Source organism: Lysobacter luteus (genome assembly GCF_907164845.1).
Classification (GTDB): domain Bacteria; phylum Pseudomonadota; class Gammaproteobacteria; order Xanthomonadales; family Xanthomonadaceae; genus Novilysobacter; species Novilysobacter luteus.
Map to the genome: position 1 here is coordinate 872694 of NZ_OU015430.1, position 16342 is coordinate 889035.

Annotated in this window: 15 protein-coding genes; 5 read left to right on the forward strand and 10 right to left on the reverse strand. The window is 69.9% G+C overall.

Annotation, left to right across the window (positions count from 1 at the left end; translation table 11 throughout):
- Nucleotides 1-20 precede the first annotated feature (20 nt).
- From KOD61_RS04100 to purM, 4 genes are read right to left on the reverse strand one after another with little or no spacing between them, the layout of a single operon-like run.
- On the reverse strand, nucleotides 21-728 hold the full coding sequence (locus tag KOD61_RS04100) for a DUF3108 domain-containing protein (protein WP_215219786.1): 708 nt from the start codon (nucleotides 726-728) through the stop codon (nucleotides 21-23).
- Nucleotides 729-1496, reverse strand: coding sequence for a DUF3108 domain-containing protein (locus tag KOD61_RS04105; protein WP_215219787.1), 768 nt, complete (start codon nucleotides 1494-1496; stop codon nucleotides 729-731). It lies immediately after the preceding gene.
- A 3-nt stretch (nucleotides 1497-1499) separates the two neighbouring features.
- Complete coding sequence (gene purN / locus KOD61_RS04110; RefSeq protein WP_215219788.1) at nucleotides 1500-2195, reverse strand: phosphoribosylglycinamide formyltransferase; 696 nt, start codon at nucleotides 2193-2195, stop codon at nucleotides 1500-1502.
- Between the two features lie 25 nt (nucleotides 2196-2220).
- Nucleotides 2221-3246, reverse strand: coding sequence for a phosphoribosylformylglycinamidine cyclo-ligase (gene purM / locus KOD61_RS04115; protein ID WP_215220278.1), 1026 nt, complete (start codon nucleotides 3244-3246; stop codon nucleotides 2221-2223).
- A 286-nt stretch (nucleotides 3247-3532) separates the two neighbouring features.
- On the opposite strand from purM, the gene KOD61_RS04120 reads away from it, so the two are divergent.
- From KOD61_RS04120 to hda, 3 genes are read left to right on the forward strand one after another with little or no spacing between them, the layout of a single operon-like run.
- A complete protein-coding gene (locus tag KOD61_RS04120; RefSeq protein WP_215220279.1) occupies nucleotides 3533-4615 on the forward strand; it encodes a DUF2066 domain-containing protein in 1083 nt (360 codons plus the stop codon).
- A complete protein-coding gene (locus tag KOD61_RS04125; RefSeq protein WP_215219789.1) occupies nucleotides 4615-5775 on the forward strand; it encodes an AI-2E family transporter in 1161 nt (386 codons plus the stop codon). Before KOD61_RS04120 ends, KOD61_RS04125 begins: the two co-directional genes overlap by 1 nt.
- On the forward strand, nucleotides 5772-6509 hold the full coding sequence (gene hda, locus KOD61_RS04130) for a DnaA regulatory inactivator Hda (protein ID WP_251370652.1): 738 nt from the start codon (nucleotides 5772-5774) through the stop codon (nucleotides 6507-6509). Before KOD61_RS04125 ends, hda begins: the two co-directional genes overlap by 4 nt.
- Nucleotides 6510-6549: 40 nt before the next feature.
- On the opposite strand, the gene murU is transcribed toward hda, so the two are convergent.
- The 4 genes from murU to KOD61_RS04150 all read right to left on the reverse strand — a co-directional run bounded on the left by murU (nucleotide 6550) and on the right by KOD61_RS04150 (nucleotide 10250).
- Entirely contained in the window at nucleotides 6550-7266 is a 717-nt protein-coding gene (gene murU / locus KOD61_RS04135; protein ID WP_215219790.1) for an N-acetylmuramate alpha-1-phosphate uridylyltransferase MurU, read from the reverse strand.
- Nucleotides 7263-8288, reverse strand: coding sequence for an aminoglycoside phosphotransferase family protein (locus KOD61_RS04140; RefSeq protein ID WP_215219791.1), 1026 nt, complete (start codon nucleotides 8286-8288; stop codon nucleotides 7263-7265). Before KOD61_RS04140 ends, murU begins: the two co-directional genes overlap by 4 nt.
- A 133-nt stretch (nucleotides 8289-8421) precedes the next feature.
- Nucleotides 8422-8688, reverse strand: coding sequence for a GlsB/YeaQ/YmgE family stress response membrane protein (locus KOD61_RS04145; protein ID WP_215219792.1), 267 nt, complete (start codon nucleotides 8686-8688; stop codon nucleotides 8422-8424).
- Between the two features lie 71 nt (nucleotides 8689-8759).
- On the reverse strand, nucleotides 8760-10250 hold the full coding sequence (locus KOD61_RS04150; RefSeq protein ID WP_215220281.1) for a M20 family metallopeptidase: 1491 nt from the start codon (nucleotides 10248-10250) through the stop codon (nucleotides 8760-8762).
- Nucleotides 10251-10450: 200 nt separating this feature from the next.
- Here KOD61_RS04150 and KOD61_RS04155 point away from each other — a divergent pair, with 200 nt between their 5' ends.
- Together KOD61_RS04155 and KOD61_RS04160 are read left to right on the forward strand one after the other, a co-directional pair.
- Nucleotides 10451-10762, forward strand: a complete 312-nt coding sequence (locus KOD61_RS04155) for a ComEA family DNA-binding protein (protein WP_215219793.1) — start codon at nucleotides 10451-10453, stop codon at nucleotides 10760-10762.
- Nucleotides 10763-10953: 191 nt separating this feature from the next.
- Nucleotides 10954-11574 carry a HutD/Ves family protein gene (locus KOD61_RS04160; RefSeq protein WP_215219794.1) on the forward strand — a complete coding sequence of 207 codons (621 nt, stop codon included), beginning with the start codon at nucleotides 10954-10956 and terminating at the stop codon, nucleotides 11572-11574.
- Between the two features lie 33 nt (nucleotides 11575-11607).
- Here the strand turns inward: KOD61_RS04160 and KOD61_RS04165 are convergent, their stop codons facing one another.
- Complete coding sequence (locus KOD61_RS04165) at nucleotides 11608-14148, reverse strand: PepSY domain-containing protein (protein ID WP_215219795.1); 2541 nt, start codon at nucleotides 14146-14148, stop codon at nucleotides 11608-11610.
- Between the two features lie 3 nt (nucleotides 14149-14151).
- Nucleotides 14152-16284 (reverse strand): TonB-dependent receptor domain-containing protein, encoded by a 2133-nt coding sequence (locus KOD61_RS04170; protein ID WP_215219796.1) that lies wholly within the window; start codon nucleotides 16282-16284, stop codon nucleotides 14152-14154.
- Nucleotides 16285-16342: the final 58 nt, after the last annotated feature.

Genomic DNA, 16342 nt, shown 5'->3' on the forward strand with positions numbered 1-16342 from the left:
TGGCGTGCGGACAGGGCAGGTCAGTCGACCGACGTCACCTTCAGGTCGATCGCATCCTTGCCGTCCTTGCGCTGCAGGATCCGCGCGGGGACCGGCATGCCGTCGACCACCCAGGCGATCGTCTGCTTGTCGCCATCGGTGTTGACCAGCTTGGTGGCCTGCTTCTTCTGCCCGCCGACGCTGATCTGCTCGGTGCCGGCGACCTTGTAGCTCATCTGCTTGATCCGGCCGTCGTCCACCATCCGGTACTTCAGCGGCTTGCCGGCTTCGACATCGCGGACCAGTGCCAGGTTGATCATCAGAGCGTCCATGTCGCCGGGCTGCAGCTTGATCGGCGCCGAGCGCTCCTCTTTCACGTCGCCGCTCCAGCGGGCCACGCCCTCGGCCCAGTCGTACTCGGCCTGCTTGTCGGACTTCTTGACCAGCACCTTGGACGAGTCGCTGCTGCTGATCGGACGCCACTTGCCACCGTGCTCTTCGAACACGGTCTTCTGGCTCAGCGATGCCAGCGAGTTGCTGATGTCCAGGCTGTAGCGCCAGCGGTTCGCGCCGGCGGGCGACAGGGTCATCCGGCCGTTCGCCTGCATGCCCATGTAGGTCGCCTGGTAGTCGGCGGTGAACGGCTCGATGGCGAACGCGGGGGCGCTCGCGGCGACCAGTACGGCCGATGCGGCGAGCCCGGTCAGCCAGCGACGCGGGCGGAACGTGTTGGTCGTGTTGATCGACATCTATTCGACTCCCTTGTATTCGACCAGGCGCAGGTCATAGGTGTCCTCGCCATCTTCTCGCTGGAGGATGCGGATCGGGGTGGGCACGTTCTTGGCCACCCAGATGACGGTCTCCTCGTTTGCATCCTTCGCCCGGGTGGCTTTCAGCGCCTTGTAGCCCAGGCCCCCGACACTCAGGCTGTCGGGCTGGTCGGCGACGACGTACACGTGTTCGCGCGTGCGGCCGTCATCGACGAAACGGTAGTTCAACGTCTTGCCCGGCTCCGCATCGCGGATCACTGCGAGGTTGATCAGCAGGCCGGTCATGTCGCCATCCTGCAGGGCGATCGGGCCGCGGCGATGTTCCTTGACTTCGCCACTCCAGGTCGCGCTACGGGACGACCAATCGTAGACACCGATGGTTTGCTTGCGGGTGAACACGGTCTTGTTGACCGTCGCCTGGCTCAGCGGGCGGTAAGTTTCGCCGGATTCGTAGAACACGGTGCTCTGCTCGGCATTGATTCCCGCCAGGCCGATCAGGCCGCGGGTGCCACGCATCACCAGGTCGACGCGCCAGCGCGGTGGCTGCTGCCGCACCAGTTGCATGGTGGCCTCGCCCAGCGGCTTGCCGCCGCGATAGACCAGGTAGCTGGCCACGAACGGTTCCAGCTCCGGTGCGGGGGTTTCAAGGATGGCGCCGGTGTCGGGCACCGCGACCGGCTGCGCCTGTTGCGCGGTGGTCGCGAACGGTGCCAGGACGAGGGCGAGGGCAAGCAGGCGGTTGCGCATGTGTCAGTAGGCCGATGGGTTGATGGGGTCGATCTGGAACGTGTCGTCGTCGAGCAGTTGCAGCGGTTGGTCGAGCGGCTGGCCATCCAGGCGCACCTGCATGTCGCTTCCCGTCGACAGCCGCCGCTGGGCGAGCAGTCGCAGGGTCGCCACCAGCAGTGGGTGCTCCCGGGCCAGCACGCGGCCGGCAAGCCCGGCGGCGTCGTCGCCGCGCAGTACCGGCACCCGGGCCTGCGCGATCACCGGGCCGCCGTCCAGTTCTGGCGACACGAAATGGACGCTGGCCCCGTGCTCTTCCACCCCGGCGTCGAGCGCCTGCTGATGGGTGTGCAGACCCTTGAACGCCGGCAGCAGGGATGGATGGATGTTGACGATCCGGCCCAGCCGCGCGGTCACCGCGAACTCGCTGACCAGGCGCATGTATCCCGCACAGACGATGAGATCGGGATGAACGGCGTCGACCTGACTGAACAGGTGTTCATCGAATGCCAGCCGGGTCGCGAAGTCGCGTGGCCGGACCGCCAGCGCGGGGATACCGGCATCCCGGGCGCGATCCAGCGCCGGCGCCTTTGGCCGGTCGGAAAACACGCCGACCAGGCGTGCAGGCACCCGCCCCGCGGCGATCGCGTCGATGACGGCCTGCAGGTTGCTGCCGGTGCCGGAGGCCAGCACCGCGATGCGGAATGGCGCGCTGTCCATGGCGTCGGCCAGGCCTATGGGCGGGTCAGGCGATCCGTACGCGCTCGCCACCACCGGCGGCCACCACCGTGCCGATGCGGCGGTTGGGCAGGTCCATGCGGTCGAGCTCGGCCTCGATGGCGGCCGCGCCGGCGGGCGGGACCACCAGCACGAACCCGATGCCGCAGTTGAAGGTGCGCCACATCTCGGCGTCCTCCACCGCACCCTCTCGCTGCAGCCACTCGAACACCGGCGGCAGCACGATGGCCGCGGCGTCGATATCCAGACCCAGGCCGTCGGGCACCACCCGGATGATGTTCTCGGACAGGCCGCCACCAGTGATGTGCGCCATCGCGTGGACCGAGCCGCCGTGCTCGCCGCGCAGGAGTTCCAGCACCGGCTTCACGTACAGGCGAGTGGGGGCCATCAGCGCGTCCAGCAGGGGCACGCCGCCGACCTCGACGTCGGTGGGGCGTCCGGCGCGCTCGTAGATCCGACGGATCAGCGAGTATCCATTGGAGTGCGGGCCGGAAGAGGCGATGCCGATCAGGACGTCGCCGGCCTCGACCCGCGCGCCGTCGCGCAGCTGGGACTTCTCGACCGCGCCGACCGTAAAACCGGCCAGGTCGTACTCGCCGGGGCCGTACATGTCCGGCATTTCGGCGGTTTCGCCACCGATGAGGGCGCAACCGGCTTCCTCGCAGCCGCGGGCGATGCCGCCGACCACCGCCACCGTGGTCTCGATGTCGAGCTTGCCGGTGGCGAAGTAATCCAGGAAGAACAGCGGCTCGGCGCCCTGCACCAGCACGTCGTTGACACACATGCCGACCAGGTCGATGCCGATGGTGTCGTGGCGGCCCAGCTGCTGGGCCAGCTTGAGCTTGGTGCCGACGCCGTCGGTACCCGAGACCAGGACGGGCTCGCGGTACTTGCCGGACAGGTCGAACAACGCGCCGAATCCACCCAGGCCACCCATGACCTCGGGACGGAAACTGCGCTTCACCAGCGGCTTGATCCGCTCCACCAGCTCGTTGCCGGCGTCGATGTCGACCCCCGCGTCGCGGTAGGTCATGGGCGTCGGGCGGGGCGGGTTGGGAGCGGTCACGGCGGGCTCGATGGCACAGGGAGGCGCAATTCTACCAGCGCGCCTGCAAAGCACGCCCGCCAAGTGCGCCGGTGGAGCGCGCGTGTGGAGCGGCCCGTGGCGGCGCGTGCGTGCGGCGCCGTCACGGGCCTTCAATGGACGTGCCGGCGCCCGTGCGGCACCATTTCGGGATTCCCCCAGCGGCAGGACAACGATGGTGCGCACAACAGGCGTGGCAATCGACGCGGCAGCCCACCCGGACACCCGGCGACCGATGCGACGCGGGTTCGCGCGTGCGGCCGGCGCCTGGGCGCTGGGCATGGCCCTGCTGCTGGCCACGTTCACCGCCGGAGCGCAGCGGGTAGAGGGCGATCGTGCCGCGGCGCAGGGCGTGTACTCGGCCGAGGTCGAAGTCAACGGGCAGGGCGCCGGCGAGCGCAATGCCGCGTTCGCGCGCGCGCTGGCGCAGGTCCTGGGCAAGTTGTCGGGTGACCGCGGGACCGCCTCCCGGCCCGGCGTCGGGCAGGAGCTGCGACAGGCCGAGCGCTACGTCAGCGGGTACGACTACCGGCAGGACGAGGGCGTGTCGGCGAGCGGCGCGCCGAGTTTCAAGACCACCCTGGTGGTGCGCTTCGACCGTGAACAGATCGATTCGTTGGCTGCGGCGCTGGGCCTGCCCGTCTGGCCGCAGCCGCGGCCCAAGCCGGTGCTGTGGCTGGCGATCGATGACGGCAGCGGACCGAAGCTGGTCGGCCTGCCGAAAGCGGCCGCCGCCCGCACCACGCTGCAGCGCGCCGAACAGCGCGGTTTCCGCCTCGGCCTGCCCAACGGCAGCGCCGCCGAGCAGGCGCTGGTGGGCGCGATCTGGCGGGGCGACACCGCCGCCGTGGCGCGCGCTTCACGCCGCTACAGCCCGCCGATGCAGTTGATCGGCAAGCTCTACCGCCACGACGGCGGATGGAAGGCCGACTGGACCTTCGTCGACGATGGCCGCGTGCTGTCGCGCTGGTCCGAAGAGGGCGGTAATGCGCTGAAGGTGATGGCCACCGGTGCCGACGGCGCCGCCGACGCCCTGATGAAGCGTTACGCCAAGGCGCCGGAAACCGGCCCGGCCGGTACCTACCGGATCGCCTTTACCGGCCTCGATAGCGCTGACGATTACGTGCGGCTGTCGGGTTACCTGCAGCGGCTGGCGGTGGTCCGTGGTCTGACGCCGCTGACCGCATCGCCCGACTCGGTCGCCTTCGACGTCGAGTTGATCTCGGGCGTGTCCGGGTTCAACCGCCTGATCGACGGCGGCGACGTGCTGGTGGATGCCTCGGTCGAGGGCGGGGAGCCGGTGTACCGGCTGCGCTGATGGACCATCCCAAACCGCTGGACGACATCGCCCGGTTCCTCCGGCGGCTGCAATGGGCCGCGGTCGGCCTGTTCGTGTGCTGGCTGCTGTGGTTGCTGGCGCCGATCCTGACCCCGTTCGTGCTGGCGGCGCTGCTGGCATGGCTCGGCGACCCGCTGGTCGACCGCCTGGAGCGGGCCGGGCGCCGCCGCAACGTCGCGGTGACGCTGGTGTTCACCGCGATGGCGCTGGTGGTGCTGCTCGGACTGGTGCTGCTGGTGCCAACGATCGAGAGCCAGATTGCGACCCTGATCACGTCGATGCCGACCTACCGGGAGTGGTTCATCGGCACCGCGCTGCCGTGGCTGGAAGCCCGGTCGGGGCTCGACATCACCGGCTGGCTCGATTTCAACCGGCTGATCGAGTTGCTGCGCAGCAACTGGGAGCGCGCCGGCGGTTTCGCGACCACGCTGCTGGGCTACATGTCGCGCTCGGGCTTCGCGTTGCTGGCGATGGTGGCCAACATCGTGCTGCTACCGGTGATCACGTTCTTCTTCTTGCGCGACTGGGACCTGCTGGTGGCGAAGATCGCCGCGCTGGTTCCGCGCGACCACACCGCGACGGTCGGGCGCCTGGCCAGCGAGTCCAGTGACGTGCTCGGTGGCTTCCTGCGCGGACAGTTCCTGGTGATGCTGATCCTCGGCGTGATGTACGGCGTCGGACTGTGGGCGGTCGGCCTCGACCTGGGGATCCTGATCGGCATCATCGCGGGCCTGCTGACCTTCGTGCCGTACCTCGGACCGGCCAGCGGCATCATCCTGGGCTGCATCGCGGCACTGGTGCAATACGGCGACTGGCAGCACGTCGCCGGGGTGCTGGCGGTGTTCGGCATCGGCCAGGTGATCGAGAGCTACTGGCTGACGCCGAAACTCGTGGGTGACCGGATCGGCCTCCATCCGGTGGCGGTCATCTTCGCGGTGCTCGCGGGCGGCCAGCTGTTCGGTTTCCTCGGCATGCTGCTGGCCCTGCCGGTGGCGGCGGTGGCCAACGTGCTGCTGCGCTACGCGCAGGAGCGCTACACGCACAGCCGGCTGTACGCCGGCGACCACCCGGCGATCGTGCTGGGTGAGGCCCATGACGCGCCGGTGATCCAGTACCCGCGGGAGCCGGAGGCCGAGTGAACTCCCCGCGTTCCGGGCCGGAGCCGCCGGTGCAGTCGGCGTCGGCCGTTCCGCAGTTGCCGCTCGCGTTGCGCGCGCCGCCCGACCAGCGCCTGGACACCTTCGTAGCACCGCCGCCCGGCGTGGTGGAGCAACTGCGTGCGCTGGCCAGTGGCGGCAGTGAGGACTGGCTGCTGTTGTGCGGGCCGCTGGGCACCGGCAAGACCCATCTGCTGCTGGGCGCCTGCGCGGAGGCGCACGCGGCCGGCCGGCGGGCGGCCTACCTGCCGCTTGCCGCAGCCGCGGGCCGGTTGGGCGAGGCGCTGGAAGCACTGGAAGGGCATGACCTGATCGCGCTGGACGGGCTGGAGGCCATCGCCGGCGCGCGTGATGACGAGGTCGCACTGTTCCATGCCCACAACCGCTCCCGGGCAGCCGGGACCCGGATGGTCTATTCGGCCCGCGCCAATCCGGAAGCGCTCGAGTTGGCCCTACCCGACCTGCGTTCGCGGCTTTCGCAATGCACCCGGGTCGTGCTCCAGCCGCTCGACGACGAAGGCCGCCGCGAGGTGCTCCGCCAACGCGCGCGGCGCCGCGGATGGGCGCTGGAGGAACCGGCGCTGGAGTGGTTGCTGCGGCGGGTCGGGCGCGACCTCGGCGGCCTGACCGCGTTGCTGGACCGGCTGGACCGCGCTTCGCTGGCCGCGCAGCGCCGGATCACCGTGCCGTTCCTGCGGCAGGTGCTGGGCGCCTGAAAGACTCTGGTAGCCCGGCCACCGCGCCGACACCTGTTGATCAGCGGTTGCGTGCTTCGTCTTCCAGGATGGCGTCGAGGTCTGCCAGGCGCTGTGGCGTGCCCACATCGGTCCAGCGGCCGCGGTGGTGTTCGCCGCTGACGGCGTTGCGCGCCATCGCCGCACGCAGCAGCGGCGCAAGCTTGAAACGCGGCGGGTCGCGCTCGGCGCCGTCGGCCGTGCCGATCACCTCGCGCCAGCGCTCGAACAGGGACGCACGGTAGACACCGATGCCGGAGAACGTGAGGCGCCGTGGCCCGTCGGATGCAAGCCGGTCACCGTCGAGCGCGAAGTCACCGGACGGGTTGTGCGCAGGGTTGTCGACCATCACCAGGTGCGCATCGCCCGCGGGAGCGGACGGGAGGCGCGCATAGTCGACGTCGCTCCAGATGTCGCCGTTGACCGCGATGAAGGCATCGTCGTGCCCCAGCAGGTCCAGCGCCCGCCACATGCCGCCGCCGGTCTCCAGCGGGTCGGGGCCCTCGTAGGAGTAGCGGATGCGCATCCCCCAGCGGGCTCCGTCGCCGAGCGCCTGCGGGAACTGGTCGGCCAGCCAGCTGGTGTTGATGACAACCTCGTCGACACCGGCAGCGGCCAGCTTCTCCAGGTGCCAGCCGATCAACGGCTTGCCGCCCGCTTCGAGCAGCGGCTTGGGCGTGCGCGCGGTCAGCGGGCGCATCCGCTCGCCGAGGCCGGCGGACAGGACCAGGGCTTTCATTGCGATGGGCTGCTGGTGGCAAGCGCCGGGCGCACGTGGCGGTCGATGATCGACCCCAGTGGCGCCAGCTCCGGGTAACGCGGAACCACTTCGTCGAGGTAGCCGACGAACCGCGGCACGTCGGCCAGGTACTTCGGCTTGCCGTCGCGGTGGTGCAGCCGGGCGAAGATGCCGATGACCTTGAGGTGGCGCTGCACGCCGATCAGGTCGGCGTCGCGCCGGAAGCGCGCCAGCGACGGCACCGGCAGGCCGGCCGCGGCGGCGCGCGCGTGGTACTGGTCGAGCCAGTCCGAAACACGGGACTCGGGCCAGCTCACGAACGCGTCCTTGAACAGGCTCAGCGCGTCGTAGGCGATCGGACCGCACACGGCGTCCTGGAAATCCAGCACCGCAGGGCCATCGTCGACCGGCATCAGGTTGCGCGGCATGTAGTCGCGGTGCACCAGCACCTGGGGCTGCGCCAGCGCGGCGTCGACCAGGAACCGGTAGACCGCCTCCAGCTGCTCGAGCTCGGCGCACCCCAGCGTCGCGCCCAGGTGGCGGCCCAGATACCAGGTGTCGAACAGGCCAAGCTCGCGGGCCAGCAGCGCATGGTCGTAGGCCGGCAGCGCCGGCGGGCAGGGGATTGCCTGCAGCCTGAGCAACTGGTCGATGGCCGCGTCGAACAGCGCGTCGGCATTGCCGGCGTGGATGACGTGCAGGTACGTGTCGGCGCCCAGGTCCTCCAGCAGCAGGAAGCCGGCATCGGTATCGCGCGCGAGCACCCGAGGCACCCGCACGCCGCCGCCCTCGAGAAGTTCGCCGATCGCCAGCCACGGGCGGACGTCCTCCTTGTCCGGCGGCGAGTCCATCACGATCACGCTGGCGCGGTCGTCGAGGGCCGTCGCGGCGCGCCAGTAGCTGCGGAAGCCGGCATCGGTGGACGCGCGCACGAGTTCCAGCCCGGCATTGCCGGTGGCGGCGCGGGCCCAGGCCAGGCGCTCGGCGGCGCGGTCGTGGGAGTCGTCGGGGGGCAGGGTCATGCAGGCTCCGGCGCGGCGGGGGCCGCGACTGCACAGGGTACTGGTGCGCCTGCGCCGGGGGAACGGCCGACGGACGCCTGAAATGCAGACACCCCGGCGAACCGGGGTGCCTGGGCGCTCAACATCAATGGGTTCAGCGCGGAGGACGGACCGTCTTGCGACGCGTCGCCATCTGGTAGATGAAGAGCAGCACGATCGCGGCGAGGATCGCGATGGCCCAGACCAGCAGGCGGTTGTCCACGCCCATCGCGTCGGCGACATACCCACCGACCACCGCGCCGACGATGCCGAGCAGGATCGTCATGATCCAGCCCATCGGATCCGAGCCGGGTTTCAGGAAACGCGCCAGCACGCCAATCACGGCGCCGCCGATGATGTACCCCAGGATGCCATCGAACATTGCGTTGCTCCTCAGCAGTGGGTGGATACCACGCCGGATCGTAGCACCGGCGCCGCACCCGCCCGGCTGCGTCAGCAGCAGCCGTGCTCGCCGCGCTCCTGGGTGCTTGCCGCGGCCGCCACGCCGGTGGTCTCGCCCCGCTGGCCGGCCTGGTGGTGGTCGGCGATCACGCGGGCGACGCTGGCGGTGACCCGCTTGCCCATCGGGATGTGCAGGAACTCGTTGGGCCCATGCGCGTTGGAATGCGGGCCGAGCACGCCGGTGATCATGAACTGCGCGCCCGGGAACTTCTCGCCGAGCATGCCCATGAAGGGGATCGAGCCGCCTTCGCCCATGTACATCGCCGGCTTGCCGAAGAACGCCTGGCTGGCGTCGTCGATTGCCTGGTTGAGCCACGGCGACTGTGCCGGGGCGTTCCAGCCGCTGGACGACTTCTCCAGTTCGAGCTCGACATGGGCGCCGTTGGGCGGGTTGCTCAGCAGCACGTCCTTGAGCAGCTCGCCGGCCTTGCGGCCGTCAAGGGTCGGGGGCAAGCGCAGCGACAGCTTCACCGCGGTGTGGGGACGCAGCACGTTGCCGGCCGAGTCCAGCGACGGCATGCCGTCGATGCCGGTCACCGACAGGGCCGGTCGCCACGTGCGGTTGAGCACCAGTTCGGCAAGCGTGTCGTCCATCGGGGTCATCCCGTCCAGCAGCGGGAACTTGTCGAATACCGCAGTGCCCAGCACTTCGGCCGCGCGACGTGCCTGCTCCAGCCGCTCGGCCGGCACTTCCACGTGCAGGCCTTCGATCAGGATCCGGCCGGTGGTCTCGTCCTCCAGCCGCGACAGCAACTGGCGCAGCAGTCGGAAGCTCGATGGCACCACGCCGGAGGCATCGCCCGAGTGCACGCCTTCGTCGAGGACCTTCACGGTGAAGTTGCCGCCGGCCAGGCCGCGCAGCGAGGTGGTGCACCAGAGCTGGTCGTAGTTGCCGCAGCCCGAGTCGAGGCAGACCACCAGCGACGGCTTGCCGATGCGGTCGGCGAGGTGGTCGACGTAGGCGGGCAGGTCGTAGCTGCCGGATTCCTCGCAGGCCTCGATCAGCACCACGCAACGTGCGTGCGGCAAACCCTGCTCGCGCAGTGCCATCACCGCCGTCAGCGAGCCGTAGATGGCGTAGCCGTCGTCGGCGCCGCCGCGGCCGTACAGCCGGTCACCCTTGATCACCGGCTTCCACGGACCGAGGTCGTCGTCCCAGCCGGTCATCTCGGGCTGTTTGTCGAGGTGGCCGTACAGCAGCACGCAGTCCTCGGCGCTGCCGCCGTTGGCCGGCGGGATGTCGAGGAAAATCAGCGGGGTGCGTCCCTCCAGCCGGACCACCTCGACCTGCATGCCTTCGATGGCCTGTGACTTCGCCCAGCCTTCCATCAGCGCGACCGCCTGGTCCATGTAGCCGTGCTCGACCCACTGGGCGTCGAACATCGGCGACTTGTTGGGGATGCGGATGTACTCGACGAGCTGGGGAACGATCTGCTCGTCCCACTTGGCGTCTACGAAGCGCTGGATGCGGGCGTGGTCGATCGTGCTGGCAGCCATGGCGGAGTCCCGGATTGCAAAGAGGCCAATTGTAGCGCCCGTCGAGATGGGGCTTTTCCTACACGGTCTGGCGGCATCGGCCGGCCGGCGCGAGGTGCTTTCGACGATGGGCGGACGCCGGCCGCCCGCGGAGACTGTCCTCACCGGCGGACAGGGCCGGCCACCCACCAAGCAAGGAGCTCGCCATGAAATCCACCTTCCGACTCGCCGCCATGTCCCTGCTGCTGCCGCTGCTCTTCGCCGGCGCGGCCTTCGCCGCCGAAAAGGTGGACATCAACACCGCAGACGCCGCGACCCTCGACGAGGTGCTGCTCAACGTCGGGCCGTCGAAGGCGCAGGCGATCGTCGACCACCGCAAGGCCAACGGTGCCTTCCGCAGCGCCGAGCAGCTGGCGCTGGTGAAGGGGATTGGCTTGGCAACGGTCGAGAAGAACCGCGATCGCATCGTCGTCGGCGGTTCTGCCAAGAGCGGCGGCAAGGCGTCGGCCGCGCGCTGAGTCGCCGCTGCGGTCTGACGGTTTAGCGGGCAGGACGCCCGCAGGAAAACGGGGGAGAGACTCCGGACAAGGACGTGCGCCACCCGCCCCCGGAAGGAACCGGGGCGGGTGGCAACCTGCGTGGTGTACCGCCGGGGTGACGCCGGCGGATGGCTAGACTGTTGGCCCGACCGAACCGCACGCGCCGCCAAATGCCCGCCACATCCCGTGTCATCCCCGCCAACGAGTACCGCCGCGAGCGCTGGCGCAACCAGCTGGGCTGGACGCGCGAGATCTGCCGCAACGGCGACGGCAACGCGTGGGACTGGCGGTTGTCTATCGCGGAGATCGAGCAGGACGCGGCGTTCTCTTGCTTCCCCGGCATCGACCGGGAACTGGTGCTGTTGGCCGGCAACGGCCTGCGGCTTCGCTTCGACGATGGGGAGTGCATCGACCTGCAGCCGCCGCACGAGCGCCACCGGTTCGCCGGGGAGCGGGGCGTGACCGGCGAGCTGGTCGACGGCCCCACCCACGATTTCAACCTGATGTGGCGGCGCGGCCGGGTCGAGGCCGACCTGTGGCACCGGCCGCTCGTCGGGCCCATGGTGATCTTCGCCGAGCCGCACTCGACCTGGGTCGTGCACCTGCTCGCCGGCCAGGCACGCTTTGCCGACAACTCGGGGCTGCCGGCGCTGGCGGCCGGTGACACCGCGCTGTTCGCGGCCGGTGCCGCCCGGTTACGCCATGTCATCGACGGCGGTGGGGAAGCGCTGTTGATCAGGCTGACGGGTGCCGGGGCCGGCGTTGGCGAGAAGATCGCTTCGGCCCGCTGATCGCCGCCGCCGACCAGATCCCGCGATCGGATTTCAGTAAACGTCCCGGCGGTAGCGACCCTCGGCCGCCAGGGCCTCCAGCGCGTCGCGCCCGACGATGTCCGCCAGCACCGCGTCCACTGCCGGTGCCATGCCTTCAAGGCTGCCGCAGACGTATACCGCGCCACCGGCCTCGATCCAGTGCCGGACTTTCTCTGCCGATTCGCCCAGGACGTGCTGGACGTAGCGGCGCTGCGGTTGGTCGCGGGAGAACACCCGGTCGAGGCGCTGCAGGTGGCCGTCCCGCTGCCACGCCATCAACTCGTCCGCGTGGAAACCATCGTGGGCCGCGTTGCGCTCGCCGAACACGAGCCAGTTGCGGCTGTGCCCTGCGGCGATCCGCGCCTTCAACAGCGCGCGCAGACCCGCCAGCCCGGTGCCGTTGCCGACCAGCATCAGCGGACGGTCGTCGGCGGGTGGGTGGAACCTAGGGTTCGAGCGGATGCGCAGGTCGATCGACTCGCCGATGTGGGCGCCATCGGTCAGCCAGCCACTGCCGATGCCGGGCTGGCCATCGGGCCGGGCCATCCGCCTGACCAGCAACTGCAGGCTGCCGTCGGCTGGCAGTGAGGCTATTGAATATTCGCGGTGGGGCAGCGGCCGGAGCGCATCGGCAACGGCCTGCGCCGGTGTGCCGGGGGCCGCAGGCGGCAAGTGCGAGCGGGCCAGCACGTCAGCCAGCGCTTCGCGGACATCGCCCAAGGTGACCATTTCGCCCGGGTCGAGCCGCGCCTCGGCCAGCCACGCATCGACCCGCGCCGCGGAATGCCGCGGGCCGATCTCGGCGACGTCGCCCGCCTGCCACTGCAGGTCGGCCGCGTCTTCGGGTTGGAGTGCCAGGTGGAACGCCGGGCCGCCCGCGCTGCCAAGGTTGAGCAACCGGCGCTCGACCAGGCGCCACCGACGGTAGTCGGGCGCGCGCCAGTCGGGGGCGTCGGTGTTGCCGCTGAGCTGGCCCAGGTGGTGCTGCCAGTGCCGCAGCGCGGCCGGGTCGTTGTCGTCCACCTCGACCCTGTCGAACAGCGGCTGGGCGCCGGCGTGGTGCAGCCGCTGGTCGAGCTCACGGCCGAAGCCGCAATAACTGTCGCGGTAACCCCGGTCGCCGAGGGCGAGCAGCCCGTAGCGCAGCCGGGCAAGCCTCGGCGGCCGATCCTGCAGTTGCCTGAGGAAGGCCCGCGCGCTGTCGGGCGCCTCGCCCTCGCCAAAGGTGGACGCGACCAGCAGCAGCCGTCGTCCGTCCAGCTCCGCCGGCTTGAGCGCGCCGAGCGTCTTCACCTCGACCGCGCAGCCGCTGTCGCGCAGGGTTGCCGCGGTCTGCAGGGCGAGTTGCTCCGCGGTACCGGTCTGGCTTGCATGCGCGATCAGGATTGGCTTTTCGGCCGGAGCGGGCGGCGCCGCTGGCAGGGCGGCGAGTGCACCGGCCGTGGTGGCGACGGTGCGCTTCCTGCGCCGCCGGTCGAGGTAGAGCATCCAGCCGGTGACGGCGAACACCGGCATCAGCAGGCTGGCCAGCATGAACACCACCACGCCGGTGGTGCCGAAAAAGCTGCCGCGATGCAGCGGGAACATGCTGCCGCCGATTTTCTGCCGCAGGCTGCCGTCGTCGTAGCGCTCGTGCGCGACGGGCGCCAGGGTCCAGCGGTCCAGGCTCAGCGTATTGCGCGCCCGCTCGTGCGCCGGGTCGGCGTCGAGGTAGCGGAACGACAACGCGCCATCGTCCTTGGGCAGGTTGAAACTGGCGGTGCTCCATGCGGGCGCGGTCGCGGCGAACGCCTGCCACGCCGCGTCGATGTCGAGCGCCGGCGGGGTGCCGCGATCGGCGGTCGGGACGATCTCCGCCCTGGTCGGAGCTCCCGATTCGGCCCACGCGTTGACCGCATCCCGGTACCAGCCGTAGGACCACCACAGCCCGGTCAGCGACATCACCAGGTAGGCCACCAGCATCCAGGTGCCTACCACCGAGTGCAGGTGCCACAGGAAGTTGCGGCCCTTCTGCTTCCAGTCCAGCGCCAGCCATGTTCGCAGGCTGCCCCAGCGGCGGGGCCAGCGCAGGTACAGCCCCGAGACGCAGAAGAAGATCAGGATGACGGTGGAAGCGCCGACGATCTGCTTGCCGACGTCGTCCACGGCCAGCCACCGGTGCAGCCGCATCGTGGTGCGGAAGAACTCCTGGTAGCGGGGCTCGGGGAGGATGGCGCCGCTGTAGGGGTCGACATGCCGACGCTCGCCGCGACGGCCGCCGTCCCTGGGTGCGAAGCCGACCATCGCCGCGTCGCTCGGGTCCGCCGAAAGCTCCAGCGACGCGATCGCCTCGCCGGGCCGGGCCGCGGCAACCCGCTCCATCAGCGCAGAAGGCGACAACGCGGCACGCCCCGCCGGCTCGACCGTCATCACGCCCGGGTTGAGTGCCTCGAGGATCTCGTCCTCGAAACTGAGCATGCCACCGGTCACGCCGACCAGCGCGAGTACCACGCCGGCGGTGATGCCGAGGAACCAGTGGACCTGGAAGACCGCGTTGCGGAACGTGGTGGTCATCAATCAGAACTCGACGTTGAGCGACAGCCACAGGCGCCGACCGGCTTCGCTGGTGCTGCGGCTATTGGCATAGGCGAGGACGCCGTTGTTGTCGTACGGCAGATAGTCGACGAAGTCCTTGTCGAACAGGTTGTGGACTGCAGCGTTGAGGCTGATCGCATCGCTGAAGCGGTAGCGGCCGCCCAGGTGGTACTGCGAGTACGGCTTGTAGTCGCCCAGCTGGTCCTGCGCGGCGCCCGGGCCACGGTAGCGCGCGCTGCGGTACTCGCCGCGCAGGTACAGGTCGAGCACGTCGCTGGCACGCCATTCCAGGCTCGCGTTGAGCAAATGCCGCGGGGTGTTCGTCAGCGGTTCGCCGGCGTCGTCGCCGCTCCGGATCTCGCTGTCGGTGTGGGTGTAATTCAGCGATGCGTCCCAGGCATCGGCCACGGGCACGCGCACCGCGAACTCGGCGCCACGGGTCACCGCTTGGTCGATGTTGACGCTCTGGCCGAAGGTCGGCGAGCGCGGGAACCAGCCGGCGTCGTAACAGTCGACCCCGCTGAAGTCGGCCGCGGCGTACTGCTTCTGGCTGAGGCCGTACGCGCAGTTGGCGACCGGCGTTCCGCTGGCGATCTTGTCGTCGAAGTCGTTGTTGAACACCGTGAGGTTGGCGCTGACGCCGTTGTCGGCCGCGTAGTACACGCCCACCTCGGTGGTGGCGCTGGTCTCGGGCTGCAGGCCCGGCGTGCCGATCAGCGGGATCGTGCCCTGGCCGCCGAAACCGCGGATGCCCGGGGTCAGGTCCTCGACGTTGGGCGAGCGGTAGCCCTCGCTGTAGCCGCCCTTGACCACCCAGTTGGGGCTCGCGTTCCAGACCAGGTAGGCGCGCGGGCTGAGGTGGCTGCCGAACCGGCTGTGGTCGTCGTGTCGCGCGCCCAGCGTGAGGTTCAGCGCGTCGTTGATGCGCCATTCGTTCTCGGCGAACACCGCCCATTGCTCGAACGTGAACGGTGCCGGGGTGGCGCCGTCCACCAGCGACGCGTCCAGGTACTGGCCACCAACGCTGAGCTTGTTGGGGCCAATGTCGGTCACCAGTTTTGTGTCGAACACGCGGTTCTCGTTCTCGAGCTGGCGCGGGCTGCCGGCGTCCGCGGTGCCCGCAGGCAACAGGCGACCGATGGTCTCGGTGGTGGTCTTCTGCAGGCTGGACTGCAGCAGCGAGTAACCGAAGCGCGCGTCCCAGGCGAGCGTGGCCTGGTCGCGGTTGAAGCGCAGTTCCTCCGCGTAGCCGCCGCTGCCCAGCGTGCCCATCTGGCCGTCGCCGTTGTCGTAGTCCTGGCGGTGGCTGGCGACGTCCACCCAGAGGTCGTGGTCCTCGTCCATGACCAGCGAGAGCCGGGCGCCGATCCTGTGGCCGTCGTAAGCCACCGGGTTGGCGCCCATGCGCGGTGCGCTGGCGTCGCCATCGACCTCGTCGTAGGTGATGGTGGCATCGTCGCGACTGAACCAGCCGCCACGCAGCGCCAGTCCGAGACGGTCCGCCACCAGTGGGCCGTCGAGATGGAAGTTGGCGCCGTGCAGGTCGCCGAACGCGTCGTGCTCCTGCACGGTGGTTTCCACGCCGACCGAGCCACCCCAGCGGGTGCCGACCTTGCGGGTGATGATGTTGATCACGCCGCCCATCGCATCGGAGCCGTACAGGGTCGACATCGGCCCGCGGATCACTTCGATGCGTTCGATCGCCGACATGGGTGGGATGAAGTTGTTGGCGGTGTTGCCGAAGTTGTTCGGCGCGACGTTGCCCGACGTATTCTGGCGACGGCCGTCGATCAGCAGCAGGGTGTACTCGGACGGCATGCCGCGCAGGCTCACCTGCGGCGCCCCGGTCTTGTCCACGCCGACGCCGACGTCCACGCCCTCGACGTCGGCCAGGATGTCCGACAGGCCGTGCACCGGCCGGGTCTCGAGTTCCTCGCGGGTGATCACGGTGATGCTGGCCGGCGCTTCGCGCACCACCTGCTCGAAGCCGGCGGCGGTGACCACCACCGCGTCCAGGTCGGTCGGGGCGACGGGGCCGTTGGCGTGGGCGGCGGGCAGGATGGCGGCGGACAGGGCAGTGGCGAGGAGGGAGCGGCGCAGGGTCGTGGGGGACATGGGGACTTCAAGGTGGGGAGTGCGAGAGCGCGCCGGCGCACTGCAGGCGGCGGAAAGG